Here is a 25,139-nt window from a genome sequence, read left to right as displayed (position 1 = left end):
ACATTCCTAAAATTCAAATTTATAAAGTAAATCAAACACTTGGTTTGTGCTAGAAACGGATTGAAAATAAAGCTGTGGCATTAGGCGATAACGTAATGTAACTTCTGCTAAGCCATCAAATAAACCTACGCCATATTTTATTTGTAAGCGATTGGTAATATTGCCACTTACCGTCACTTTGGATTTATCGCCCACGCCAGATGTACCAAGGTTTAAGTCTTGAATACCAAAAACTTCGCCAATACTGCCCACTAATTTACCGCTCTTTGAAATGCCTAAACCAATCAATGCTGCGCCAACTGATCCCGTTGAACCCACTTCTCCGCTGCTTTCTAACGAACGACCTGTTAATAAATAAGAAAGTGCTTGATCTTGTGGTTTGCTTGGTTCACTGAAAATAGTGACTTCTGGGCTATCAGCTATGCCAATCACTCTCACGCCAGCAGTAATTTTGCTGTCTTCCATTGTTTCAGGATTACGAATAGCCTCAATATTCAATGTAGGTTGTGTCGCTTGCCCAGAAAAGCTAATAAGCCCTTTACGAATCAGTAAATCTTGCCCGAAAGAAGCATAGCGACCTTTAGTTAAATTAATCTGACCAAATAAACCTAAATTGCCTTTGTCTTGTTTCACAGAAAGTAAACCATCAAGATTGGTTTTCAAGCCATAGGCATCAAGGCTAACGTCTTTACCAATATTGATGCGTAAATCAGAGCGAATATACATTCCTGATTTTGTTTTTGCCGCAAATTCGCGTTTAATCAGTTCTTCTTTGCTCTTATGAGGGCCATTTAAAATAACTTCATCTTCGCTTACTGGCTCAGCAGTATCTGGCAGACTGTCAATTTTAATACGTGCCCAAGGAATATCCACTGTTCCGCTTAAATTCAATTCCTTCGGATTGGCTTTTATCGTGATATTTGGACTGAAACGTAGTTTCGCCATAGAAGGAATATCCACGTTGAAATTATTTGCTTGCGCATTTAATTCTGTTGTCCAATGTTCAATATTAGCCCAGTTTGCACGTCCAGTTAAGTTTAAGTGACTATCTACTGTTTTGATTTTCCCTTGCAATGTTGAACGGTTACCATTAAAGCGCAGAGCAATATCGCCATCACTAATATTCACTGGCATAGATTTTAATTTGGTACGAATATTACGAATATTACGAATATTGAAGTCACCATTTAATAATGGTTTCTCTAAATTCCCACCGAAACGCAATTTTGATACCACTTCTCCATTCACGGATTCGCCTTGAGTGAGTAGTTGATTCGCAATACTCAAACTTAATCGTTCTATCGCAAGGCTACCGCCAAGTTGGCGATTTTTCGCAAGATCGTTTAAACGAATATCGCCTACAATTCTGCCTTGGTTATGCAAATTGATGTCTGTTTTTAAAACCAAATTATTATTTTGAATATCGGCGTTAAGTGTTAATTTTGGAATATCCAATTTAAATGTACGGTAATCCAATTTTTGAGAGAAGGCTAAATGATTGCCATCTATGTTGGCGGTAAATTGGAATGGTTTATCCGTAAACCAAGCAACATTTCCTTGCACTTGTAAATTGCCTTTGAGGCTGTTTTGTTCGATAAGTTTATTCACTAAATCCAAATTAACACGTTTAAATTGGAAAGGAATATTGCCTTGCTTGCCTGCATTGAATGCTTGTGGGAAACATAATTCTACATCGGTGTTTTGCCAGCAATGTGAGGCAATATTGGCTTGTGTTTGTTTGTTATCGTAGGACACTGCAATCGCTTGGTTGGATTTTACATCGCCAATCGGAGTTTCAAATTTTACCTGTGAAATTGTGCCTTTCCACTGTTCCAAAGTGCGGTCAAAATGTCCGTTAATTTGTAAATTTGCAGCAACAGGCGCGCCTTGAGATTTTAGGATTAGTTTGTGATTTTGTTCATCGCCTGATAAATCAAGATCAAGTAAATGGAGTTTAATATTTTCGCCATAATGAAGTTGTTCTGCTTTAATATTCAATTTTCCACTCGAGAGTGAGGTATTGTTTATATGACCTTTTATACTTGCTTTGGCTAACTGAAAACCCTGTAAATGTAAATCAGATGAAGTTAAATCAAGATCAAGATTAGGTGTCGTAATTTGACCAGAAATCGCTACTCGACCTTTTACTCGCCCTTTTAAATCTGACCATAATCCACGTAAATTTGGCGCATTTATATCTAGCGCAAAATCAGAATGATCATCTAATACGCCACTGGCTTTAAGATAATTTTCTCCATATTTAATCTGTAAATCAGGCACTGTTAGAAGTACATTTTGATTGAGCGTTGCAGAACCTTTCAAACTGATAGGTTTTGCAGAAAGCATTCCGTTTAAATCGGCTACTGGCACTTCTACTTGCCATCCTTGAGAGCCTGCAAAACCACGTGAATGCAATTTACCAGATAGTGTTGCAGGCATTACAGGAACAAAAAAACCAATATTCATTTTTTCTAAATCGGCTTGAATATCCCAGTTTGCACCATTTTTCCAATTCGCATTACCCACAAATTCACTTTTACCGTCTAATGAAGCTATCCCCAATTTATTGACGGTAACTTCATAAAGTTTACCGTCGGCATTAAGTTCCACTTGAGATGCGGGAATATAATTCATTCCTGCTACATCGCCTTTAAGTTCGGCGTGATAATTTAGTAAATCCCCCGTGAGTTTAAGTGTCACATCATTAATTTTGAGTGGCGTCATTGTGTTTACAAAAGTGTATTGTCCTTTTGCCACATTTAATGTGAGGTTTAAGGGCATTTTGTCTTGCGCTAATTGCACGTTGCCATTCAGTTCAGCATCTAATACGCCTTTTGTTTTCAAAGAAAGTGAGGTAGATTTTTTCAATGATCCCGAAAGTGTAAGATCCACATCGCTCTCTGGCAGAATTTCTTTTCCATCGGATTTCAACGGCTCCAAATGGGATTTTAAAGTTAAATCTAGCGGCATATCGCCATCAAGTTGTAATTTACCTTGCGAATAAAGATTACCCAACGAGCTTTCTACCGCTAATTTTTGTAATTGCAGTTGGTTATCGACGGTATCCGCCTGTGCAATTAAACTAGACATTTCAACAGATTGAAGCGTTTCGCCTTTTTCATTCACGGCTTGATATTGCCAGTTTTTGCCTGAAATTTCAGGAATATGTAAATCAAAAGGAAGAATAATTTCTGATACATTACCTAAAAAAGCAGGCGTTAAAGATTGTTCAATCGTAGCCCAATCTACAGGTTTATTCGGCTGTTCGGCTTTCAGCTCAGGTTTACCTTCGGGCAATTTTTTTGCAATCACTGAAATATCGTTAATTTCAGTCGGTGCAATAGTTAAGCCTTTTTCATTATTTAAACTTACCGCACTTTTAAAATTTCCAAGCGTAATACTAGTCTGATCAATGTTTACAGATAAATCTTGCACCACCAAATTTTCTGCATTGATACTAATTGGCAAGGAAATACGCTTCATTGAGCCAGACTTTGAATTATCAGGTGCCGATGGAGGCAATAATGCAGTATTAATCGCAATTGTCGGTTTATTTAAGGTAAAGTCACGTAAACAAACTTCACGTGAAAGCAAACAACCGAAATCGAGCTGTAAACGTGCTTGTGCAATATGTGTCTCAATCCCAGCGGTTTGATAACGAACATTCTTTAACACCAAGCCGTTTTGTAATCCGCCTTCAATTTGCTCAACGGAAAAACTATCGAGCATTTTGTCGGCTAGTTGAATTAAACTTTTTTGTCCCGCATCGAAAGAAATTGCCCCAGCAACACCTAAAACAGGTATAAAAATGACCGCACTTCCAATACAAATAACTTTGCGTACCCAGTGTTTTTTATTTGCTTGTTTTGGTGCTTTTGGTGAAGTATCTGATGGTTGTAGTTGTTTTGTCATAAATTCACCTTAAATTTCTGTACCAAGTCCAATGTAAAATTGAATATTTTTGCTGTTATCTTTATCGCGAATGGGTGTGGCAATATCAAATTTAATCGCGCCCACTGGCGATGCCCAACGCACACCAACGCCTGCGCCATAACGCAGCTCTTTTGCTGTGTAATCATTAGCGGCTAATCCACTATCTGCAAAAGTTGCCACCCACCATTTCGGATAAACTTGATATTGATATTCTAAAGAACCTGTAAGCAAACGTGAGCCACCCACCAATTTCCCATTTTTATTTTTAGGCGCAATTTTTTTATAGCCGTAACCACGCACACTGCGATCGCCACCAGCAAAGAAACGCAGTGTAGGCGGAATTTTTTCAATATCTTTTGTATGTAAATACCCGATTTCAGCACGAGCAACAATACGATGATTTTCTGCATAAGTACGAATCCACGCGCTTGATGCTTGCACTTTTATAAAAGAAGATTCTGATAGCCAAATTCGTTTGCTTAAATCAAAAGTAATTTTTTGCACATCGCCCCAAGTGGCAAAGGAACCACCACGTAATCGAGTACGAGTAAATCCAACAGTTGGATAAAGAAGTAAGGTTTTATCAGTGATATCCGCTTGTGTAAAACTATCGTATCTTGCTCGAAGTCCGCCAAAATATTGCCAACCACGCGCATTATTCCAATAACGTAACGCTGACAACGTAAGCGCTCTCGTATTGGTATCGTTCTCTTTTTCCCCTTCCCAACCGACGGCAAAATCATAGTAATAATTTAATGGATTTTTAAGCAGTGGCATTCGATAAGTTGCCTCTAGAGTTTGTTTTGGTGCAGAGAGATAAAGATTTGAACGCAAACTATGTCCACGGCTATTAATCCAAGGTTTTGTCCAGCCAATTTGTCCGTGAACACCGCCATCAGTAGCAAAGCCCACACCGAGTTCCATCGCATTTTTTTTACGTGGATAAAGAATAATCTCCACATCCACAGTTTTGCTTTTATGATTAACATTAGGCTGAACTAATACTGAGCTAAACCAATTTGAAGATGAAAAATCGCTGGTTAAATCCGACAAATTATTCATTAAATATGGATCGCCAGATTTGATGTTAAGAATATTATTGAGATAATCGTCACGGATTTGTGAATGGCTAAAAGTAATATTGCCATAATGATAACGGACACCACTATCAAATAACATTCGCCACCATGCTTGATGGGTTTCAGGGCTGATTTCTAAACGTGAAATTTTAAAGTTCCCATCAAAATACCCACGATTTAATGCCAAGCGTGAAATCGCTGTTTTGTAATCATCGTAAGTTTGGTGTTCAACCAAAACGCCTTCTTTTGGCAAGTTTTTACGTAGCGCATCAAAATTTTCATCTTGTGCGGCTTCCCCCTCAATTTGCACATCAGTCCCCGCAATTTTTGTTGGCTCGCCTGGTGTAACATGAGCAATCAATAAATCGCGTTTGCCTTGACGCTGTTTTCGTTCAAAACGCACGGAAGATTCATAATAACCAAACACACGCAAACCACGATCCACGGCTTTGGTTACCAAATGTTGATAGCGTTCGGAGCCATCCATTTCTTCTTTATTAATCAAATTAACATTGAGATCTGTATTACGCACAGCACGGAAACCACGGATGCCTTGAACTTCAATATCAACGGTTTGTTCAGCAAATGCAGGAAAGCAACTTAATGCTAAAAAAAGTGCGGTGAGTTTTAGCGATTTTTTCTTCATTTTAAGGGGTTAAAATTTTCTAAGTAAATTGCACTATAGTCTACCGAGAAGTTCGTTAGGATCCAATATTTTCAGCGCATTTTGTCGGTTTTTTCATAAAAAATACCGCACTTCATTGCCAAAGTGCGGTAAATTTTTGAGCTGTTTTAATTAGTGACCACCGCAACCACAGCTACCGTGATTATGTTCGTGATGATGACCGCCACAGCCACAACCGTGACCTTCTTCGTCATCATCGTGGCTGTGCGTACCGTGAACGTGGCCGTGAGCAATTTCTTCTAACGTTGCTTCACGCGCTGCAACAACCTCAACGGTGAAATGTAATTCTTGACCCGCTAACATATGGTTTCCATCAACGACAACTTCATCGCCATCGATTTCAGTAATCACTACTGGAACTGGGCCAATGTCAGTATCCGCTAAGAAACGCATACCGACTTCAAGTTCATCAACACCTTGGAATACATCTTTTGGTACACGTTGCACCATATTTTCGCTGTATGCACCGTAACCTTCTTCAGGTTGTACACGTACTTCAAATTTGTCGCCAACTTCTTTACCTTCAAGTGCTTTTTCAAGACCGACTACTAAATTATTGTGACCTTGTAAATATTCTAGTGGTTGATTTGCTGGAGCTTCATCGACCAATACGCCATCTTGTGTGCGAACTTGGTAAGAAATGCTCACCACTACATTTTTTTCTACTTTCATTATGTTTTCCTTATAAAAAAATCCGTTAAAAAAAGTCGTACCATTGTAGCGAAAATTATTCCGCATGCAAGACTTTACGGATTAATGGACACGAGGCTCTTCTTCATCTTCATCATCAAGAAATTCCCCATCGTCACCGTATTCATCGTCATCGGCATTTGGGTCTTCAAAATAAGTTCCCCAACCGTCGTAAATACCATTATGTTTTTCTAATAACGGAAGGATTTCTTTTTGTTGCGCATCAATAATTTCAGCTTTTAATTCTACTTCACTGATGATGTCAAAACAGAAAATTGGTTTACCGTCATCATCTTTAAATTCTTCCGCTTCGGAAACTTCATAGCCCGCTTTAAACGCATCAACCGCAATTTTTTCTAACAAATCAAAATCGTGGTGTGCAATGTGATGCTCAATAATGTAAAGCGCATTTGGATCACTGCCATCATTAAGTAAATCTTCGATAATTTCACGGGTTTCTGCTTGTAATTCAGCCAATTTTGACATAATAAAATCCTTCAACAAGAACAAAAGTGCGGTTATTTTAGTGGATAAATCACGAAAAGTCGCATAGAATTTCGCACAATTATTTTCGATAAAAAAGAGCCCTTAACTATGCTCGAACAACTCCCTTATTTGGCATTAAAAACTCCGCCAAAAACCACCGCACTTTTAAAGGCTGAATGTGCGGATTTTATTGTAAAAGAGCATTTAGGCTATGAAATGTCAGGCGATGGAGAGTTTGTTGCATTGTATGTACGCAAAACAGATTGCAACACCTTATTTGTTGGCGAAAAATTAGCTAAATTTGCCGGTGTTTCTGAACGCAATATGGGATATGCAGGGTTGAAAGATCGTCGAGCAGTAACAGAACAATGGTTTTGTTTACAAATGCCAGGAATGGAAACGCCCGATTTCAGTCAATTTGAATTAGATGGCGTAGAGATTTTAACGGTTACTCGACATAACCGAAAAATTCGCACGGGTAGCCTTGAGGGAAATTATTTCGATATTTTATTACGCGGTGCAGAAGAATCTGATGAGCTTAAAGTGCGGTTAAATTTTGTGGCAAATTTTGGTTTCCCAAATTATTTTACGGAACAACGTTTTGGTCGGGATGGCCATAACCTCACGCAAGCATTGCGTTGGGCGCAAGGGGAAATCAAGGTAAAAGATCGCAAAAAACGCAGTTTTTATCTTTCCGCCGCGCGCAGTGAAATTTTTAATTTAGTTATGGCAGCACGTATTGCAAAGGGCGCAACAAATCAAGTTTTACCAAATGATATTGTGCAATTAGCAGGTTCGCACAGTTGGTTCAAAGCGGATGAAAAAGAAGACTTAAATGCCTTGCAAGTGCGGTTAGAAAATCAAGATATTTTTCTTACTGCCCCTTTAATTGGCGAAGATATTTTGGTGGCAAATGAGATTGAAAATGAAATCGTAAATCAACATTCAGCTTTCGATCCTTTAATGAAACAAGAAAGAATGAAAGCAGCTCGTCGCCCATTATTGATGAAAGCAAAAGGGTTTTCTTGGGCATTTGAGCCAGAAGGCTTGCGTTTAAAATTTTATTTGCCAGCAGGCAGTTATGCCACGGCATTAGTTCGTGAGTTAGTAAATTATACAGAAGAATAAGGAAATATAATGCGAATTTTAGTTAGTAATGATGATGGTTTTCACGCGGAAGGCATTCAAGTTTTAGCAACGGAATTAAGAAAAATTGCAGAAGTCATTGTTGTTGCACCCGATCGTAATCGAAGTGCAGCATCAAGCTCGCTCACATTGGTTGAGCCATTGCGCCCACGCCATTTAGATAATGGCGATTATTGTGTAAATGGCACACCTGCAGATTGCGTATATTTAGCGTTAAATGGATTTTTATCTGGTCAAGTAGATTTAGTGGTATCGGGCATTAATGCAGGTTGCAATATGGGCGATGATACGATTTATTCTGGCACATTAGCCGCAGCACTTGAAGGTCGTCATTTAGGTTTGCCCGCTATTGCAGTTTCGTTAGATGGTCGTCAGCATTATGAAACAGCAGCACGAGTGGTATGTGATCTTATTCCTAAATTACATCATCAATTATTAAACCCTCGTGAAATTATTAATATCAATGTGCCTGATTTGCCTTTTGAAGAATTAAAAGGCTACAAGGTGTGTCGCTTAGGTTATCGTTCATCTTCCGTTGAAGTGATTAAACAAAGAGATCCGCGTGATGAAACGATTTATTGGATTGGTCCTTCAGCATTACCCGAAGATGAAAGCGAAGGAACAGATTTTTATGCCGTGAAGAATGGTTATGTGTCTATCACACCAATTCAAGCGGATCTTACCGCATATCATTCATTGCTTTCTTTGCAAAATTGGTTAGATCAGGAATTTACCAAATAGAGAAAAATATGAAAATTTTCGGCACGATGTACGATAAAACGATGGAATGGTCAAAACATCGTTTTGCTGTTTTTTGGCTCTCTTTTGTCAGTTTTATCGAGGCGATATTTTTTCCTATTCCGCCCGATGTAATGTTGATCCCAATGTCTATGTCAAAGCCAAAAGGTGCGGTGAAATTTGCATTTTATACGGCAATTGCGTCTGTAATCGGCGGAATTATCGGTTATGCTATTGGTTTTTATGCAACGGACTGGGTGGAAAACATTGTGCAACAATGGGGATATGGTGTGCATTGGGCAAAAGCCATAAATTGGTTTGAGCAATGGGGCGTATTAGTTGTGTTTGTGGCGGGTTTTAGCCCAATTCCTTACAAGGTGTTTACGCTCTGCTCTGGGGTAATGCAAATGGCATTTTTCCCTTTTGTCATCACCGCATTTATTTCACGTTTAGCGCGTTTCTTGCTAGTGGCAAAATTAGCCGCATGGGGCGGTGAAAAATTCGCAGCAAAATTGCGAAAATCTATTGAGATTATTGGCTGGTCAGTGGTTGTACTGGCTATAATCGCTTATTTTATACTGAAAAATTAGGATAGAAAATGAACAAATTAAGCCTTGTTTTAGTAGCTGGATTTCTTTTGGTTGGATGTGCATCTGAACCAGTTAAAGATCCAGACGCATTACCAAATGGCATTATGCAACCAGTAGAAGGCACAGGTGCCGTTGCTGGCGGTAGTTTTATGCCAGAAATTCAAAAAAATACGATACCAACACAAATGAAATAATAAAGGAACAATAAGGAATAACTATGAAAAAATCGTTTCTCTTACTCCCTTTGAGTCTTGTTGTATTATCGGCTTGTACCTCTAATTCTCCTGCACCTATTTCTGATGCAGATGGAAATCTTTCCCCTAGTGTAATACAATCTGTAAATGGCAGTAATGTAGGTGGTGCTTGGCAACCTGAAATTCAAAAAAATTCATTACCTACAATGGGAAATATGGTCACGCCACAACCAAATTTTCAACCGATTAATCAACAACCAACAATGCCAACAGCACCTGCACAACCTGCATTTCAACCCTCTCCGAAAACCGTAGTTAGCGCACCGACAGTACAAACAAAAACAGTTACCAAAACAGTCGCTGATTGTGTAGATGGACAGCATATTAATATCCCACGTAATCCAAATACCAATGCGCCAGATTACAGCAAAATCTCAAAAGGCTCTTACAAAGGCAATACCTATAAAGTAAACAAAGGCGATACAATGTTCTTAATCGCTTACTTGGCGGGGATTGATGTAAAAGAATTGGCGGCGTTGAATAACCTGTCCGAACCTTATAATTTAAGTTTAGGGCAAGTTTTAAAGATTTCTAATTGTGACATAAAAACGGTTACTACAACGGTTTCTGTAAAACAACCTGCAGTCACAGCATCAACAGCAACGCCAGTTAAACCAGCAGTCACTTATACTCCGGGCGCAAACGGTACTCAAATAGGATCTGACGGTACTATTATTGGCCCAATTAAATCAGAGGCTGGCACATCGCCTAGTGTACCTGTGGCAACTTCATCAACACAGGTTACATCATCTGTAAATAATGCGAATAGCACACCAATTAATTCCAATGTTGTTGCGCCAATCGCCTCAAATGTTGTGTGGCAATGGCCGACTTCAGGTAATATTATTCAAGGTTTCTCAAGCACAGATGGCGGTAATAAAGGAATTGATATTAGTGGTTCACGAGGACAAGCTGTAAAAGCGGCTGCAGCAGGGCGAATAGTGTATGCAGGCAATGCTTTACGTGGTTACGGTAATTTAATTATCATCAAACATAATGATGATTTTTTAAGTGCCTATGCGCATAACGACAAAATTCTTGTCGCCGATCAACAAGAAGTCAAAGCAGGTCAAGACATCGCAAAAATGGGTAGCTCTGGTACAAATACCGTGAAACTCCACTTTGAAATTCGCTATAAAGGTAAATCAGTGGATCCAGTACGTTACCTACCAAGACATTAATCTTCCTGTAAAAAGTGCGGTAAAAAATCTCAACAAATTTTTACCGCACTTTTTTATTAAAAATATTCTGTGAGGAATATCACAAAATAAAAAAATAATAGATGACAATATTAAATTTTATATTATTCTGATAATGCTTCGTAGTTAGAAGTCAGTGTTAAGTTTTATTAAGTTTCTCTTCTCTTAAAAGGAGTTTAATATGCTCAACTTGCTTTCTCCTAACCAAACTTGGGTTCTTATTGATCCAAGATTATCTTTTTATTTTCCCATAATTTATTAATCCTTTCTTATTAACCATCAAAGTGTTTTCATTTTAGAAAATCATTTTTTATTTAAACTAAGCAAATTAATTTTTGGGGATTTTGCTATGGAAAATTTTAAACATTTACCTGAACCTTTCCGCATTCGTGTTATTGAACCAGTAAAAAGAACTACTCGTGAGTATCGTGAGCAAGCGATCTTAAAATCAGGCATGAATCCATTTTTATTGGATAGTGAAGATATTTTCATTGACTTACTTACAGATAGCGGTACTGGTGCCGTTACACAAGATATGCAAGCTGCAATGTTACGTGGCGATGAAGCCTATAGTGGCAGTCGCAGTTATTATGCGTTAGCTAAAGCAGTGAAAGATATTTTTGGTTATGAATATACAATTCCTACTCATCAAGGCCGCGGTGCTGAACAAATTTATATTCCAGTATTGATTGCTAAACGTGAGCGTGAGAAAGGTTTAGATCGCAGCAAAATGGTGGTTTTCTCTAACTATTTCTTTGATACCACACAAGGACATAGCCAAATTAATGGGGCAACGGTTCGCAATGTTTATATCAAAGAGGCATTTGATACAACAGCAAAACATCCATTTAAGGGTAATTTCGATTTAGAAAAATTAGAAAAAGGCATTCAAGAGGCGGGAGCACATAATGTACCTTACATTGTATGTACCATTACTTGTAACTCTGCGGGTGGTCAGCCAGTTTCTATTGCAAACTTAAAAGGCATGTATGAAATTGCACGTAAATACGATATTCCAGTCATCATGGATTCAGCTCGTTTTGCAGAAAACGCCTATTTTGTTCAACAACGTGAAGAAGCTTATAAAGACTGGACTATTGAACAAATTACTTACGAAAGCTATCGCTATGCTGACGGTTTAGCGATGTCCGCCAAAAAAGATGCTATGGTGCCAATGGGGGGGATTTTAGCGTTTAAAGATAAATCAATGGAGGAAGTCTATCACGAATGTAGAACGCTTTGTGTTGTGCAAGAAGGGTTCCCTACTTATGGTGGTTTAGAAGGTGGTGCAATGGAACGCTTGGCTGTTGGCTTACATGATGGTATGCGCCAAGAATGGCTGGCTTATCGTATTGCGCAAATTGAATATTTGGTTGCAGGCTTAGAAAAAATTGGTGTGCTTTGCCAACAACCAGGTGGCCACGCGGCGTTCGTTGATGCGGGTAAATTATTACCACATATTCCAGCCGACCAATTCCCAGCACAAGCACTTTCTTGCGAACTTTATAAAGTTGCAGGTATAAGAGCGGTAGAAATTGGCTCATTTTTATTAGGGCGAGATCCGAAGACGGGTAAACAACTACCATGTCCAGCAGAGCTTTTACGCTTAACTGTACCACGTGCAACTTATACGCAAACTCATATGGATTTCATTATTGAGGCGTTCCAAAAAGTGAAAGAAAATGCGGAGAATATTAAGGGTTTAACCTTTACCTATGAACCAAAAGTTCTCCGCCACTTTACGGCACGTTTAAAAGAAGTTGAATAATATCACGAAAAATGCAGTTCATTTTGAACTGCATTTTTTTATCAACAGCTAACTCAATAATTTGTTATTGATAAGGATGTTCTATGAAAAAACAACCTTCCATTTTTGGTGGTGCCTGTATTATTGCTAGTGTTTGTGTTGGGGCAGGAATGCTTGGTTTACCAACATCTGGTGCTGGAGCTTGGACAATATGGTCAGCATTAGCAATTTGCTTAACGATGATAATCATGACATTATCAGGCTGGTTATTACTTGAGGCTTATTCTACTTATGATTTAAGAGCATCATTTAGTACCGTAACTAAAGATATGCTCGGTTCAACTATCAATTCTATTAATAATCTTGCGGTGTATTTTGTCGGGGGTATTTTACTTTATGCTTATACCACTGCATCTGGAGGTATACTAGAAAACCTTATTAAACCGTGGATTGATTTTGGTTCATCTACATTGGCAATTTGCTCCACTGTATTTGTATTAGTCTTTTCCTTCTTTGTTTGGCATTCCACTCGCATTGTAGACAGAATATCTGTTTTATTGATTGTATTCATGGGGTTTACTTTTATTTTTAGTACTTATGGATTAGCAACTAATATTAGTTTAGATACTTTATTAGATATTGGTGGAAAAGATACAAACTATGCAAAATATGCGGTAGGGATGTTTCCTGTTGCATTAACATCTTTTGGTTACCATCATTCTGTTTGTACTATGCGAGCCTATTATGGAGACGAGAAAAAAGCTAAATATGCCATTTCAGGTGGAACAGCCATTGCTCTTACTCTTTATTTACTTTGGATTTTTTCAATTTTCGGAAATTTGCCTCGCAATCAATTTGCACCTGTAATAGCTAGTGATGGCAATCTAGATATATTACTTAACGCTTTAGGTAGAGTAATAGAATCTAACACGGTTAAACAAATGATTAATGCCTTTTCTATCGCCGCAATTTTGTCATCTTTTATTGGCGTAGGATTAGGCGTATTCGATTATCTCGCTGATTTCTTCAAATTTGATAATAGCAAAATTGGACGAACAAAGTCATGGGCTGTGACTTTCCTACCTCCACTAATTATGTCAATTTTATTTCCATTGGGTTTCTTAAAAGCCATTGGATATGCCGGTGCAGTAGCGACAATTTGGACTTGCATAATTCCAGCACTTCTTGCTTATAAATCTCGCAAAATAAATGCAGCAGCAGCAACAACATTCCGAGTTTTTGGTGGAAATGGCTTAATAATCTTCATTGTATTATTTGGTGTTTTTGTGGCTATTTTCCATTTTCTAGCAATGTTTGACTATTTGCCTGTCTTTAAAGGATAAATATCAACTGAAAGTGCGGTAAAAAATCTCAACAAATTTTTACCGCACTTTTTTTATCTAGCTTTTTCCCCTTTCGGCACCTAAAATAGCTGCCACAAAACCTATCTTTATTCAGTTTCAAAGCAGGTAATTAGATGATTTCCGAAGAAAACTTCCAACAACATACGCCAATGATGCAACAATATCTAAAACTCAAAGCGGAGAATCCAGATATTTTGTTGTTTTATCGCATGGGGGATTTTTACGAGTTGTTTTATGACGATGCGAAAAAAGCGGCGGCATTGTTGGATATTTCTTTAACGAAACGAGGGCAATCTGCAGGACAGCCCATTCCAATGGCAGGAATGCCTTATCACGCAGTGGAAGGTTATTTAGCAAAATTAGTGCAGTTAGGCGAATCTGTGGCGATTTGCGAACAAATTGGCGATCCTGCCACAAGCAAAGGACCACTGGAACGCCAAATTGTGCGAATTGTTACACCTGGTACAGTAAGCGATGAAGCACTTTTGCCTGAACGCCAAGACAATCTGATTGCTGCGGTATATCAAGAAAAAGAAAAATTTGGATTAGCCACTTTAGATATGACTTCTGGGCGTTTTCAGCTTTGTGAACCTACAGATAAAGAAACATTGCGTGCGGAATTGCAACGTATTGCACCTGTGGAATTGCTGTATTGTGAAGAATTTAACGAAATGGCTGCGATTGAACATTGCAAAGGATTACGCCGTCGCCCGATTTGGGAATTTGAACTTAGCACTGCCATTACGTTATTAAATCGTCAATTTGGCACAAAAGATTTACGCGCCTTTGGTGTAGAAAAATCCCCTCTCGGCTTAAGTGCGGCAGGTTGTTTATTGCAATATGCAAAAGAAACCCAACGTACCGCATTACCCCATATTCAAAGCATTAGCTTAATTCAAAACCAAGACTGCATTCAGTTAGATGCCGCCACGCGCAGAAATCTTGAATTGACGCAAAATCTTGCGGGTGGCACAGAAAATACGTTAGCCTCTGTCTTGGATAAATGCGTTACGCCAATGGGCAGTCGTTTGCTGAAACGTTGGATTCATCAGCCTATTCGTGATGTGGAAAAATTAAAACAACGCCAACAAGCGATTGCGGAAATTCTGAATTTTGATTTAGTCGATGAACTCCAACCTTATTTGCAATTAGTCGGCGATATGGAACGTATTTTAGCGCGTGTGGCTCTGCGTTCAGCGCGTCCTCGCGATCTCACTCGCTTACGCACAGCCTTAGAACAAATTCCTGCATTACGCACGATTGTGCAACAAAAAACATCGCCATTTTTAACCGCACTTTTCAGCCAAATTGCCGATTTCAGTGAGCAATGTGATTTATTGCAACGTGCATTGATTGAAACGCCTCCGCTTTTAATTCGGGATGGTGGCGTGATTGCTGAAGGCTATAATACCGAATTAGACGAATGGCGTATGCTGTCTGATGGTGCAACGCAATATTTGGAAAACCTAGAAAAAAGAGAACGTGAAAACACTGGCATTGACACCTTAAAAATCGGTTTTAATGCAGTGCATGGTTATTACATTCAAATTAGCCAAGGCCAAGCGCATAAAGCACCCATTCATTATGTACGTCGCCAAACCTTGAAAAATGCAGAGCGTTACATTATTCCTGAGCTCAAAGAATATGAAGACAAAGTACTTAAATCGAAAGGTGCAGCGTTAGCATTAGAAAAGCAGCTTTATGATGAATTGTTTGATTTATTATTACCGCACTTAGGTGCGTTACAGCTGGCTAGCCTTGCACTTTCTGAATTGGATGTATTGGTCAATCTTGCCGAGCGCGCAAATACCCTCAATTACGTTATGCCAACATTCTGTGATGAAGTGAGTGTGAAAATTGAAAATGGTCGCCATCCTGTTGTGGAACAAGTATTGAAAGATCCTTTCATCGCCAACCCAGTGGAGCTCAATCACAACCGTCATTTGTTAATTATCACTGGGCCAAATATGGGTGGTAAAAGTACTTATATGCGCCAAACCGCATTAATTACATTGCTGGCGTATATCGGCAGTTTTGTGCCAGCAGACAGCTCGCGAATTGGGCCGATTGATCGTATTTTTACTCGAATTGGTGCGTCTGATGATTTAGCTTCAGGGCGTTCAACCTTTATGGTGGAAATGACCGAAATGGCAAATATTCTTCATCAAGCTACTGCACAAAGTCTCGTGCTTATTGATGAAATCGGTCGTGGCACATCCACTTATGATGGCTTATCCTTAGCTTGGGCTTGTGCTGAATGGTTAGCCAAAAAAATCCGCTCGCTTACATTATTTGCCACCCATTATTTTGAATTAACCGCATTACCGGAACAGCTAGATGGTATTGCCAATATTCATTTAGATGCCCTTGAGCATAACAACTCCATCGCCTTTATGCACGCCGTACAAGATGGCGCAGCAAGTAAAAGTTATGGTTTGGCGGTCGCAGCTTTGGCAGGCGTGCCACAATCTGTTATTAAACTGGCAAAACAGAAATTGACACAATTAGAAAAAAACTCCAGCCATTCAGCCGATCAGCAAATTCAAGCGTTGCGTGAAGCCAATCACAATCAGGGCGAATTATTGTTTGAACAAGAAACGGATGCACTAAGAGAGACAATCGAAAAACTTGATCCCGATGATTTAAGCCCTAAACAAGCCTTGGCGTATTTGTATCAGTTAAAGAAAATGGTGGGGTAAATATTATATCCCAGCGATAAGTTCAAAGGCTTGAGGTGCTTTATCCACCATACGCATAATAAAGAGGTGTGTACACTGGATTTTACTGGTGGATTGTTTACGTGGATTTATGCAGGTTTATATGGATTGGCGGAGGGGAATGGGAGTTGAACCCACCCAAGAACGCTGGCGTCCTCAACAGGATTTGAAATCCTGCCACCTCACCGGAGATGACGCCCCTCCGTGGTTGAAATTGCGGTCACTTTAGCGTAAATTAATCGGCAATTCAACGTTATTTTAAACGGATTCAAAAATGACCGCACTTTTTCAACAACTTCCTTCCGTTGATAAAATTCTCAAAACACCTCAAGGCTTACAACTCATTACCGAATTTGGTCACACTGCAGTCGTGGCAATATGTCGAGAATTATTAACCCAAGCTCGTCAATTTATAAAAAAAAACAATCAACTTCCTGAATATTTTTCTAATTTTGACCGCACTTTTGTAGAAATTCATTCTCGCCTACAAAAACAAAACCAAGTACAAATCAAAGCGGTGCATAATCTGACAGGTACGGTATTGCACACAAATCTTGGGCGGGCACTTTGGTCTGAAGCAGCACAACAAGCAGCGCTTTCTGTGATGCAAAAAAATGTTTCGCTTGAATATGATTTAGATGAAGGTAAGCGTAGTCATCGCGATAATTACATCAGTGAATTATTATGCAAACTCACAGGTGCTGAAGCTGCCTGTATAGTGAATAACAACGCTGCTGCGGTATTGTTAATGCTGGCAACCTTTGCTCAAGGCAAAGAGGTTATCATTTCTCGTGGCGAATTAATTGAAATCGGCGGTGCATTTCGTATTCCAGATATTATGGAACAAGCTGGATGCCATTTAGTGGAAGTGGGCACCACTAATCGTACCCATCTGAAAGATTATCGTAATGCTATCACTGAAAATACGGCTTTTTTAATGAAAGTGCATAGCAGCAATTATCAAATTTGTGGTTTTACCTCTTCAGTTTCAGAAGAAGAGCTTGCGGAACTAGGTCAAGAAATGAATGTACCCGTAGTAACTGATTTAGGCAGCGGCGCATTAGTTGATTTAAGCCAATATGGCTTGCCAAAAGAACCGACCGTGCAAGAAAAAGTCGCACAAGGTGTGGATTTGGTCTCTTTCTCTGGCGATAAATTGCTTAGTGGCGTGCAAGCAGGCATTATTGTGGGTAAAAAAGAATGGATCGAACAATTACAAGCACATCCTCTCAAGCGTGCATTACGTTGCGATAAAGTTATTTTATCAGGCTTAGAAGCCACATTACGTTTATATTTAAATCCTGAAAAATTAACTGAAAAATTACCGACTTTGCGATTACTCACGCAACCATTAGAACAACTCAAAATAAATGCTATGCGTCTAAAAGAGCGGTTAGAATTTCGCTTAAATTCACAATTTGAGATTCAAATTGAAGCTAGCCAAGCACAAATCGGTAGTGGCTCACAACCAATGGAAAGAATCCCTTCTGTGGCTGTCACTATTGCAGAAAAAACAAACGTAAAACTTTCCGCACTTTCAGCTCGCTTTAAACAACTTTCTCAACCTATTATTGGGCGAATGGAAAACGGAAAAATTTGGCTAGATTTACGTAGCCTTGCGGATATTGAAACATTATTAAATACATTGGATGAACTATGATTATTGTTACTTCAGGTCACGTTGATCACGGCAAAACAGCATTATTAAAAGCATTAACTGGCAAAAGTACCGCCCATTTACCAGAAGAAAAAAAACGCGGCATGACCATTGATTTGGGGTATGCCTATCTGCCGTTAGAAAATAAAGTGCTTGGCTTTATTGATGTGCCGGGACACGAAAAATTCTTATCAAATATGCAGGCAGGCTTAGGTGGTGTGCATTATGCAATGTTAATTGTCGCTGCCGATGAAGGCGTTGCAACGCAAACAAAAGAACATTTAGCAATCTTACGCCAACTTCAATTCCACGAAATTATTGTTGTCATCACAAAAGCAGATCGTACAAATTCAGAGCAAATTGAATCGTTAATCCAAGCAATTAAACAAGATTACAGTTTTTTACGCGATGCTAACTACTTCGTTACCTCAGCAGAAACGGGACAAGGCATCAGTGAATTACGTCATTACTTAGCTAGTCTACCTGAATTAGCTGATACCCAGAAACCGTTCCGTTACGCAATAGACCGAGTATTCAACGTAAAAGGGGCGGGTACCGTCGTGACAGGCACAGCCTTTTCAGGAACAGTGAAAGTAAACGATGAAATTTACCTTTCCACTGGACAGAAAATTCGTATAAAAGCGATTCACGCACAAAATACATCAAGCGAACAAGGTATTGCAGGGCAACGTTTAGCGTTAAATTTAAATGCTGATTTAGACCGCACACCAATGAAACGAGGCGATTGGTTATTGCAGAATGAGCCACTTCCACCAACAGATCGCATCAGTGTACAAATTTTGGCTGAAATACCATTAAATGAAAGCCAACCTGTGCATATTTATCACGGCGCGAGTCGCACTACGGGTAAACTCACCTTATTACAAGGAAAAAATGCCGCAAAAAATGACCGCACTTTAGCTGAAATCATATTAGATTCACCATTATTCTTGGCTTTCGGAGACAAACTTATTTTACGCAGTGGCGATACAAAAACCTTAATTGCTGGCGCACAAGTATTGGAAATTAACTCGCCAAAACGTCATAAACGTACTGAAGTGCGGTTAAATTTTTTAGCCAATTTAGCATTGGCAGAGAATGCTTCGCAACGCATTGCACTTACCCTTCTACATAATGCGACAACAGCACGCCAATTAATGTGGACGGAACAACTGACTTCCTTGCAATTAGATAAAGCACTCGCCGAGCGGGACGCCGTACGTTATCAAGATTGGTGTTTTAATACTAATTACATACAAGAAAAAACACAGCAAATTTTAACCGCACTTAATACTTATCACGAGCAACATAATGATCAGCTTGGTGTAAGCAAAGCCAGATTATATCGAATGACTGCCTTAAACCAGCCTGAAAACTTGATCAATCATTTTATTGATGAAATGTTAGAAGAGGGAAGATTACAGCAAACTCGAGGTTGGCTTCACTTACCCGAACATAAAATCCAATTTAGCCAAGAAGAACAAAAACGTTGGGTGGATGTGTTGAATGAATTTGAAAAAACAAACGGTCAAGCAATTTGGGTGCGAGATATGGCAAATGCACTCGCTATTGATGAATCAATTATGCGTAATTTTATGTATAAAGCGGGAAAACTGGGTTACCTCACGCCAATCGTGAAAGATAGATTTTTCTTAACTGAAACCATCTATGTTTATGCAAGGCTCATCAAGCAAATTGCAGAAGAACAAGGAAAAGTTTCCGTAAATGAAGTACGTGATAAATTGAATTTCGGACGCAAACTTACCGTTCAACTAATGGAATATTTCGACCGAATGGGGTTTTTACGTCGCAAAGGCAATGACCATATTCTACGCGATAAAAATGTTTTTGATTTATGATTTAAAAAGGAAAAAAGTATGAAAAAAACGCTCGTTGCTGCATTAATTAGTTCTGTCATCTTGCTCACAGGCTGCCAAGATAAAGATACTGAAGCAAAAATAAAACAACTAAATCAAACGGTAGCACAACTCAGTGCTGAAAATACCAAATTAAAAGAGCAAATAGAAAAAACAGTCCCAGCAATTTTTGTGGAAAATGATGAAATATTTAATCAATCTGAAATTATTAAACATCCTAAATCGAAAGAAGATTACCAGCCTGAAGAAACCAAAATTGAGTATTCAATTTCAACAATAAAAACCAATATTGATTGGCTTAATGATCTATTGTGGAAAAAATTGACTGAAAACGAAGAAATGAAAAATATTTCTCGTGAACAATTTGTAGCACGTTATCAAACCGCTTTTGAGGAAGACAAAAAAGAGGCAAAAGAAACACCATCTTTTGGAATTTCTCATTCTATATGGACAAATTTTATCGGGCAAAAAGAAAAACTTGCAACCTTTGCGATTAGTTTTTATGACTATGAAGGTGGTGCGCACGGTATTGAAGGTAATCGCTATTTCACAATTGATCTAACTACACGCCATATTTTGACATTAAATGATTTATTTAATGAAAAAGATTTACCGAAAGTAAAAACGCTTTTATGGGAACAATATAATAATAGCAATAAGGAATATGAACCTATTATTGAAGCCGATAGTTTTAATTTATCGAACAATATTTACTTAGATTCAAAAGGTGTACATTTTATTTATGATGTTTATGAAATTGCCCCTTACGCAGCAGGAGAGCAAGATTTAATGCTCCATTTTGGGCAACTAGAAGAATTATTTAAACCAGAATTTAGACAGGGTAATGATATTTAAATCCTTTAACTTTTGAATAGCAATCAAAATCCCTAATTACATTAAAAATGAGAGACTATAGATTTTGCACTTCATCTTTATTATAATAGTCTTTCAATGTAATACTAAGGAGAAAAATTATGGCACTTACGAATTCCTCTATCAGCTTTAGAACAGTTGAGCAAACAAAATCAGAAGCTTATCAAGTTATTGAACAATATGGACTTACCCCATCACAAGTATTCAATATGTTTTTGGCTCAAATTGCCAAGACTCGCTCTATCCCTATTGATTTGAATTATCTTCGCCCAAATAAAGAAACCCTAGCAGCTATTGATGAATTAGATAGTGGTAACGCAGAGAGCTTTTTTATTGAAGCTAGTGAAAATTATTCTGCCGAAGAATTTACAAAACGCATTCTTAATGGTGGTCAATAATGTCAGAAGAGAAGCCATTAAAAGTGAGCTATTCAAAACAATTTGTAAGAGATTTAACTGATTTAGCTAAACGCTCCCCCAATGTGTTAATTGGCTCAAAATACATTACTGCAATACACTGTTTATTAAATCGTTTACCTTTACCCGAAAGCTACCAAGATCACGCATTAGTAGGAGAGTGGAAAGGTTATCGAGATTGCCATATTCAAGGTAATTTGGTACTGATTTACCAATACGTTATACAGGATGAATTTGATGAATTGAAATTTTCTCGTTTAAATACACACTCACAAACCGCTTTAAAATAGAAGTAATCTTAAATAATAATCCGCACGTAAAATGTGCGGATTATTTTTACATAGTATTAAAACTCAAACTGAACAGACATTCTGTAATTTCTGCCAGGCGCGTAGAAGCGGTTTAAGCCTTTACCTGTTTCTGTTTTTACTCGGTTAATCGTGCCAAGATGTCGAACAGAGCGAGCAGAGTCCCAAGTGAGATATTTTTTGTTGGTTAAATTATATACACCAGCGGTAAATGTAAGATTTTTAATTGGTTTCCAATAGGCAATCGTATCGATCACTGTATAGCGATTATTACGCCATAATCCGCGAGAATCTTTTACTTCTTTGCCGTTCACTTTTGTAGCAGGTATTTTGTTTTCTGTGCCATAAATATTTTCTCTTCTGGCGACCATACTCGTCCATTGAGAATTAAAGCTATCTTTTGCTTTTTTGGCTGCAACATTAGTGATATACATATCCACGCCCCATTTTTGGCTTGGTGCATCATAGCCAATATTGTATACCGATGTGGTTGGTTGCAATGCATTCATAGGCTGATCTTGTGAAGCAATAGCAGTATATTGCGGATTTAGCTTCAAAAATTCAGCATATCCAGAACGTAATTTGTTATCTTTAATTCTTCCTTTTTGATAGGTCAATTTATAACCTAAATGGAAACCTTGTAGTTTTTCAAACAAATCGCCCATTTCTAGACGTGAAGCAATTTCGATACCTCTGACTCTTGCTTGATCTCGATTTTGGTTTTGATAAAACGGATATTCTATTGCAGAACCTTTATCAATTTGTTTATTTTTTTCAAAGACCAAATCAATAAAATTACGATAATCACTTTGAAATGCACTTAACGTAAGATAACTATTTTCCTTATAAAAGGTAAATGCGACTTCTTTCGTTTTTGCTGTTTCTGCTTTTAAATTGGTATTTGGACCTATGGAAAAATCTGGATGCTTGAATGTCATATAAATTTCATCAGAGGTTGGTGCACGGAAAGCATTAGCATATTTAAGCTGTACACGAAGCCAATTTGTGGGATCAAGATTTAACCCTAAATTGTAAGAATGATGTTTATAGTCAGTTTTGCGTAATAACAGGGCAAGATTGTCTTTAAAATTTTTTTCATAACACTCAGTGTTATAGCGACAATCCTTATATCCGTTAGGAATAGACGTGCCATAAACGACATCTTCTTTACCAAAAGGTACAAATATTCCTGCAATTAAGCCACCTGGAACGGGAGTTTTTTCATCATAACCAGGTAAATATTTCACATGGTCATAGCGATAATTTAAATCTAGCCCTAGCCAAGAGGTAAGTTGCACATTATCTCCAAAATACAACACATTATTTTTAGTGGTAACAGGGATTAAATAGGTATCTTTGCCTTTATCGGAATAAATTGGCGTACCATTGGCACAACCATCTACGCTGACATTAGGGTGTGGTGTTTTCTTCTCGTCAAGATTTCCACCCTTTGTTCTAGCGCAGAAGAAGTAGTCAGCCCACCATTGCACATTGGCTGCGGTGTTGTATTGGTGATTAACCATACTTTTTAGTGTTTTTTCATAAAGACCACCATATTTTAGTTGGTGTTGGGTATGCCATAGGCGAAATTCTTTGTCTAAATCAAGTTTAATTTGTTGGGTGTTGGTGTTTAAATCACGGTCATTAACGAAGTCTGTGCTGTAGCCACGGCTTTTTGGAAAGAGAAAACGAGCTATTTCTTCTTTTAGAGGGCCACCCGGCCACAGTGCATCTCCCTTTTTTAGTTCAATTTCCCCATATTTTTTGCCATTATGTAATTTTTTGATAGTAATATTGCGATCTTCAAATTTATATGAATCATCATGGTTTTTATCTTTTTCTTGATAAATTCTAAATTTTTTTCCTTCACAATTTAATTTTTCACAATTAATTAAAACAGAATCAAGTGTGCCTCCTTCCGTATTTACACCATCACTAATTTTTTCACCTTTAGAGTTGTATAATTCTTTCCCCCAACTCCAACGATTATTCTTATCATCTTTATATTCAAAATCCTTGTTATCTTTATCCACAATTTTATAAACTCCATCTTTTTCTTCTTCTAAATGTAGCCCTTGCGGATTACGTACACCAGGACAAGTGGATTGATGACAATATTCATCAGAACGTGCTTTATTGGTAATTTTTTGTGAAGAATAACTTAGTTTAATATGATCCCAAAAAGGGGTTTGACTGAAATTTTCATAACTAAATTGGATATTTTTTCTTTTAGATTGATCATTAATAATACGCTCACCGTGTGTTTCCGCACATGCTGTATCCTTGCATGGTCTAAAAACATAAGACAAATCCATACCTTTAGTTTCTAAAGTAGAATCATCTAATGCCACACTCAAGCGATGGTTTTCATTAGGCTGAAAGCCCAGTTTTATTAATGTGCTTTGGCGGGTAATTTGATAAGGATCAGCTTTTTCACGGGTAGGACCAACCGCTCTTAAATCAGCCTGTTTGTTGGGATAAATTTTATAATCGTAGTTTTCTATTTCGTGCCCATCACGTTTTGTATCAACGACTAAAATATCAAATTTTTTAGAACGTCCTGCTAATGTAAGTGTCTTAAGGTTTTGATTATTCATTGTTTGATAGCCACGTTTATAGGAAAGATAATAATCTTTATCTATCAGATAATCTCGAGCATCTTTTGTTTCAAATATAACAGAACCACCCAATGCGCCACTACCAGATTTTAAGGAGTCAGCACCTTTGGTAATAGTTGCTGTTTTAACATTTTCAATTTCAATGCTATTACGAGTATTATTAAAATTGCCATAGCCTTCAAATAGTTCTTTAAATCCTTGAGAGCTTAAAGTTTCAGCTTGACGAAGCCCATCAACCATAATACCTACACGGTTTTCATCAACCCCTCGAACTGCATAACCACTTGCGCCCGTTCTACCTGTTTCAACCACCGTAATACCTGTTTCATAGCGAACGAGATCACGAGAATCAGACGCCTGCTGTTTCGCTAATTTTTTGGCAGAAATTTGGGTTTCACCTACCTTTTTCTCTTTCACATTAATTGTTTCTGTACTTCCTGAAACATTAATTTGTTCTAGTTGTTCAGAAACATTACTATTTTGGTTGGTTGGTTGGTTGGTTGGTTGGTTGGTTGGTTGGTTGGTTGGTTGGTTGGTTGGTTGGTTGGTTGGTTGGGCAGCATAAGCTGTGCTTGCATTTAATGCAAATGCAATAGAGCAAGCAAGCAGGCTGAATTTAAAGTTGGTCATAGGTTTCCTTATTTTTTAATGATAATAATTATTATACATATTAAATAATTCAATTTATTTAATCAATATCAAGAAAAAGTATAATAAGTACAAATCCTAATTGCTTTGTATGAGCAGAAAAGAAAATCATTT

19 protein-coding genes and 1 tRNA gene are annotated in these 25,139 nt (G+C 38.0%); 14 read left to right on the top strand and 6 right to left on the bottom strand.

Annotated elements, in window-relative coordinates; genetic code table 11:
- Positions 1–6 precede the first annotated feature (6 nt).
- The 4 genes from tamB to rraB form a co-directional block, all read right to left on the bottom strand.
- Entirely contained in the window at positions 7–3,912 is a 3,906-nt protein-coding gene (tamB, locus tag K6J66_RS01600; protein ID WP_110442583.1) for an autotransporter assembly complex protein TamB, read from the bottom strand.
- Positions 3,913–3,921: 9 nt separating this feature from the next.
- Positions 3,922–5,658, bottom strand: coding sequence for an autotransporter assembly complex protein TamA (gene tamA / locus K6J66_RS01595; protein ID WP_038439553.1), 1,737 nt, complete (start codon positions 5,656–5,658; stop codon positions 3,922–3,924).
- A 150-nt stretch (positions 5,659–5,808) separates the two neighbouring features.
- Positions 5,809–6,369: a peptidylprolyl isomerase gene (gene slyD / locus K6J66_RS01590; RefSeq protein ID WP_038439554.1), complete on the bottom strand. Its 561-nt coding sequence runs from the start codon at positions 6,367–6,369 to the stop codon at positions 5,809–5,811.
- 81 nt (positions 6,370–6,450) lie between these two features.
- Positions 6,451–6,873 (bottom strand): ribonuclease E inhibitor RraB, encoded by a 423-nt coding sequence (gene rraB / locus K6J66_RS01585; protein ID WP_038439556.1) that lies wholly within the window; start codon positions 6,871–6,873, stop codon positions 6,451–6,453.
- Positions 6,874–6,981: 108 nt separating this feature from the next.
- Between rraB and truD the strand changes: the two genes are divergently transcribed.
- From truD to mutS, 9 genes are all read left to right on the top strand, one after another.
- Positions 6,982–8,001 (top strand): tRNA pseudouridine(13) synthase TruD, encoded by a 1,020-nt coding sequence (truD, locus tag K6J66_RS01580; RefSeq protein ID WP_005692363.1) that lies wholly within the window; start codon positions 6,982–6,984, stop codon positions 7,999–8,001.
- Between the two features lie 9 nt (positions 8,002–8,010).
- Complete coding sequence (gene surE, locus K6J66_RS01575; protein ID WP_005692361.1) at positions 8,011–8,760, top strand: 5'/3'-nucleotidase SurE; 750 nt, start codon at positions 8,011–8,013, stop codon at positions 8,758–8,760.
- Between the two features lie 8 nt (positions 8,761–8,768).
- A complete protein-coding gene (locus K6J66_RS01570) occupies positions 8,769–9,347 on the top strand; it encodes a YqaA family protein (RefSeq protein ID WP_110442584.1) in 579 nt (192 codons plus the stop codon).
- Between the two features lie 8 nt (positions 9,348–9,355).
- A complete protein-coding gene (locus K6J66_RS01565) occupies positions 9,356–9,541 on the top strand; it encodes a hypothetical protein (protein WP_005654318.1) in 186 nt (61 codons plus the stop codon).
- A gap of 23 nt (positions 9,542–9,564) precedes the next feature.
- Complete coding sequence (gene nlpD, locus K6J66_RS01560; protein ID WP_005664805.1) at positions 9,565–10,782, top strand: murein hydrolase activator NlpD; 1,218 nt, start codon at positions 9,565–9,567, stop codon at positions 10,780–10,782.
- A gap of 199 nt (positions 10,783–10,981) precedes the next feature.
- The gene (gene tnaC / locus K6J66_RS09695) at positions 10,982–11,062 is read left to right on the top strand and encodes a tryptophanase leader peptide (RefSeq protein ID WP_071819912.1); all 81 of its coding nucleotides are present in this window, start codon (positions 10,982–10,984) and stop codon (positions 11,060–11,062) included.
- Positions 11,063–11,149: 87 nt separating this feature from the next.
- The gene (gene tnaA / locus K6J66_RS01550) at positions 11,150–12,568 is read left to right on the top strand and encodes a tryptophanase (RefSeq protein ID WP_005658448.1); all 1,419 of its coding nucleotides are present in this window, start codon (positions 11,150–11,152) and stop codon (positions 12,566–12,568) included.
- 83 nt (positions 12,569–12,651) lie between these two features.
- Positions 12,652–13,890 carry an aromatic amino acid transporter gene (locus K6J66_RS01545; protein ID WP_110442585.1) on the top strand — a complete coding sequence of 413 codons (1,239 nt, stop codon included), beginning with the start codon at positions 12,652–12,654 and terminating at the stop codon, positions 13,888–13,890.
- A gap of 134 nt (positions 13,891–14,024) precedes the next feature.
- Complete coding sequence (mutS, locus tag K6J66_RS01540) at positions 14,025–16,610, top strand: DNA mismatch repair protein MutS (RefSeq protein ID WP_110442586.1); 2,586 nt, start codon at positions 14,025–14,027, stop codon at positions 16,608–16,610.
- Positions 16,611–16,737: 127 nt separating this feature from the next.
- On the opposite strand, the gene K6J66_RS01535 is transcribed toward mutS, so the two are convergent.
- A tRNA-Sec gene (locus tag K6J66_RS01535) sits at positions 16,738–16,832 on the bottom strand.
- Between the two features lie 70 nt (positions 16,833–16,902).
- Between K6J66_RS01535 and selA the strand changes: the two genes are divergently transcribed.
- The 5 genes from selA to K6J66_RS01510 all read left to right on the top strand — a co-directional run bounded on the left by selA (position 16,903) and on the right by K6J66_RS01510 (position 21,741).
- Positions 16,903–18,288, top strand: coding sequence for an L-seryl-tRNA(Sec) selenium transferase (selA, locus tag K6J66_RS01530; protein ID WP_110442587.1), 1,386 nt, complete (start codon positions 16,903–16,905; stop codon positions 18,286–18,288).
- Entirely contained in the window at positions 18,285–20,144 is a 1,860-nt protein-coding gene (gene selB, locus K6J66_RS01525) for a selenocysteine-specific translation elongation factor (RefSeq protein ID WP_110442588.1), read from the top strand. Before selA ends, selB begins: the two co-directional genes overlap by 4 nt.
- Positions 20,145–20,162: 18 nt before the next feature.
- On the top strand, positions 20,163–21,017 hold the full coding sequence (locus K6J66_RS01520; RefSeq protein ID WP_015701818.1) for a DUF3298 domain-containing protein: 855 nt from the start codon (positions 20,163–20,165) through the stop codon (positions 21,015–21,017).
- Positions 21,018–21,136: 119 nt separating this feature from the next.
- The gene (locus tag K6J66_RS01515) at positions 21,137–21,433 is read left to right on the top strand and encodes a type II toxin-antitoxin system RelB/DinJ family antitoxin (protein WP_005692346.1); all 297 of its coding nucleotides are present in this window, start codon (positions 21,137–21,139) and stop codon (positions 21,431–21,433) included.
- The gene (locus K6J66_RS01510) at positions 21,433–21,741 is read left to right on the top strand and encodes a YafQ family addiction module toxin (RefSeq protein WP_040035583.1); all 309 of its coding nucleotides are present in this window, start codon (positions 21,433–21,435) and stop codon (positions 21,739–21,741) included. The genes K6J66_RS01515 and K6J66_RS01510 overlap by 1 nt, the downstream gene beginning before the upstream one ends.
- 56 nt (positions 21,742–21,797) lie before the next feature.
- Here the strand turns inward: K6J66_RS01510 and K6J66_RS01505 are convergent, their stop codons facing one another.
- Entirely contained in the window at positions 21,798–25,007 is a 3,210-nt protein-coding gene (locus K6J66_RS01505; RefSeq protein WP_221260114.1) for a TonB-dependent hemoglobin/transferrin/lactoferrin family receptor, read from the bottom strand.
- Positions 25,008–25,139: the final 132 nt, after the last annotated feature.

Origin of the sequence: Haemophilus influenzae (genome assembly GCF_019703545.1) — a bacterium.
GTDB lineage: Bacteria > Pseudomonadota > Gammaproteobacteria > Enterobacterales > Pasteurellaceae > Haemophilus > Haemophilus influenzae_E.
Note: the sequence above shows the minus strand (reverse complement) of the source record. Positions and strands in the feature narration are given on the sequence as shown.

Coding starts and splice junctions, on each gene's coding strand:
- tamB (WP_110442583.1), bottom strand. CDS start 3,912: ATGACAAAACAACTACAACCATCAGATACTTCACCAAAAGCACCAAAA.
- tamA (WP_038439553.1), bottom strand. CDS start 5,658: ATGAAGAAAAAATCGCTAAAACTCACCGCACTTTTTTTAGCATTAAGT.
- slyD (WP_038439554.1), bottom strand. CDS start 6,369: ATGAAAGTAGAAAAAAATGTAGTGGTGAGCATTTCTTACCAAGTTCGC.
- rraB (WP_038439556.1), bottom strand. CDS start 6,873: ATGTCAAAATTGGCTGAATTACAAGCAGAAACCCGTGAAATTATCGAA.
- truD (WP_005692363.1), top strand. CDS start 6,982: ATGCTCGAACAACTCCCTTATTTGGCATTAAAAACTCCGCCAAAAACC.
- surE (WP_005692361.1), top strand. CDS start 8,011: ATGCGAATTTTAGTTAGTAATGATGATGGTTTTCACGCGGAAGGCATT.
- K6J66_RS01570 (WP_110442584.1), top strand. CDS start 8,769: ATGAAAATTTTCGGCACGATGTACGATAAAACGATGGAATGGTCAAAA.
- K6J66_RS01565 (WP_005654318.1), top strand. CDS start 9,356: ATGAACAAATTAAGCCTTGTTTTAGTAGCTGGATTTCTTTTGGTTGGA.
- nlpD (WP_005664805.1), top strand. CDS start 9,565: ATGAAAAAATCGTTTCTCTTACTCCCTTTGAGTCTTGTTGTATTATCG.
- tnaC (WP_071819912.1), top strand. CDS start 10,982: ATGCTCAACTTGCTTTCTCCTAACCAAACTTGGGTTCTTATTGATCCA.
- tnaA (WP_005658448.1), top strand. CDS start 11,150: ATGGAAAATTTTAAACATTTACCTGAACCTTTCCGCATTCGTGTTATT.
- K6J66_RS01545 (WP_110442585.1), top strand. CDS start 12,652: ATGAAAAAACAACCTTCCATTTTTGGTGGTGCCTGTATTATTGCTAGT.
- mutS (WP_110442586.1), top strand. CDS start 14,025: ATGATTTCCGAAGAAAACTTCCAACAACATACGCCAATGATGCAACAA.
- selA (WP_110442587.1), top strand. CDS start 16,903: ATGACCGCACTTTTTCAACAACTTCCTTCCGTTGATAAAATTCTCAAA.
- selB (WP_110442588.1), top strand. CDS start 18,285: ATGATTATTGTTACTTCAGGTCACGTTGATCACGGCAAAACAGCATTA.
- K6J66_RS01520 (WP_015701818.1), top strand. CDS start 20,163: ATGAAAAAAACGCTCGTTGCTGCATTAATTAGTTCTGTCATCTTGCTC.
- K6J66_RS01515 (WP_005692346.1), top strand. CDS start 21,137: ATGGCACTTACGAATTCCTCTATCAGCTTTAGAACAGTTGAGCAAACA.
- K6J66_RS01510 (WP_040035583.1), top strand. CDS start 21,433: ATGTCAGAAGAGAAGCCATTAAAAGTGAGCTATTCAAAACAATTTGTA.
- K6J66_RS01505 (WP_221260114.1), bottom strand. CDS start 25,007: ATGACCAACTTTAAATTCAGCCTGCTTGCTTGCTCTATTGCATTTGCA.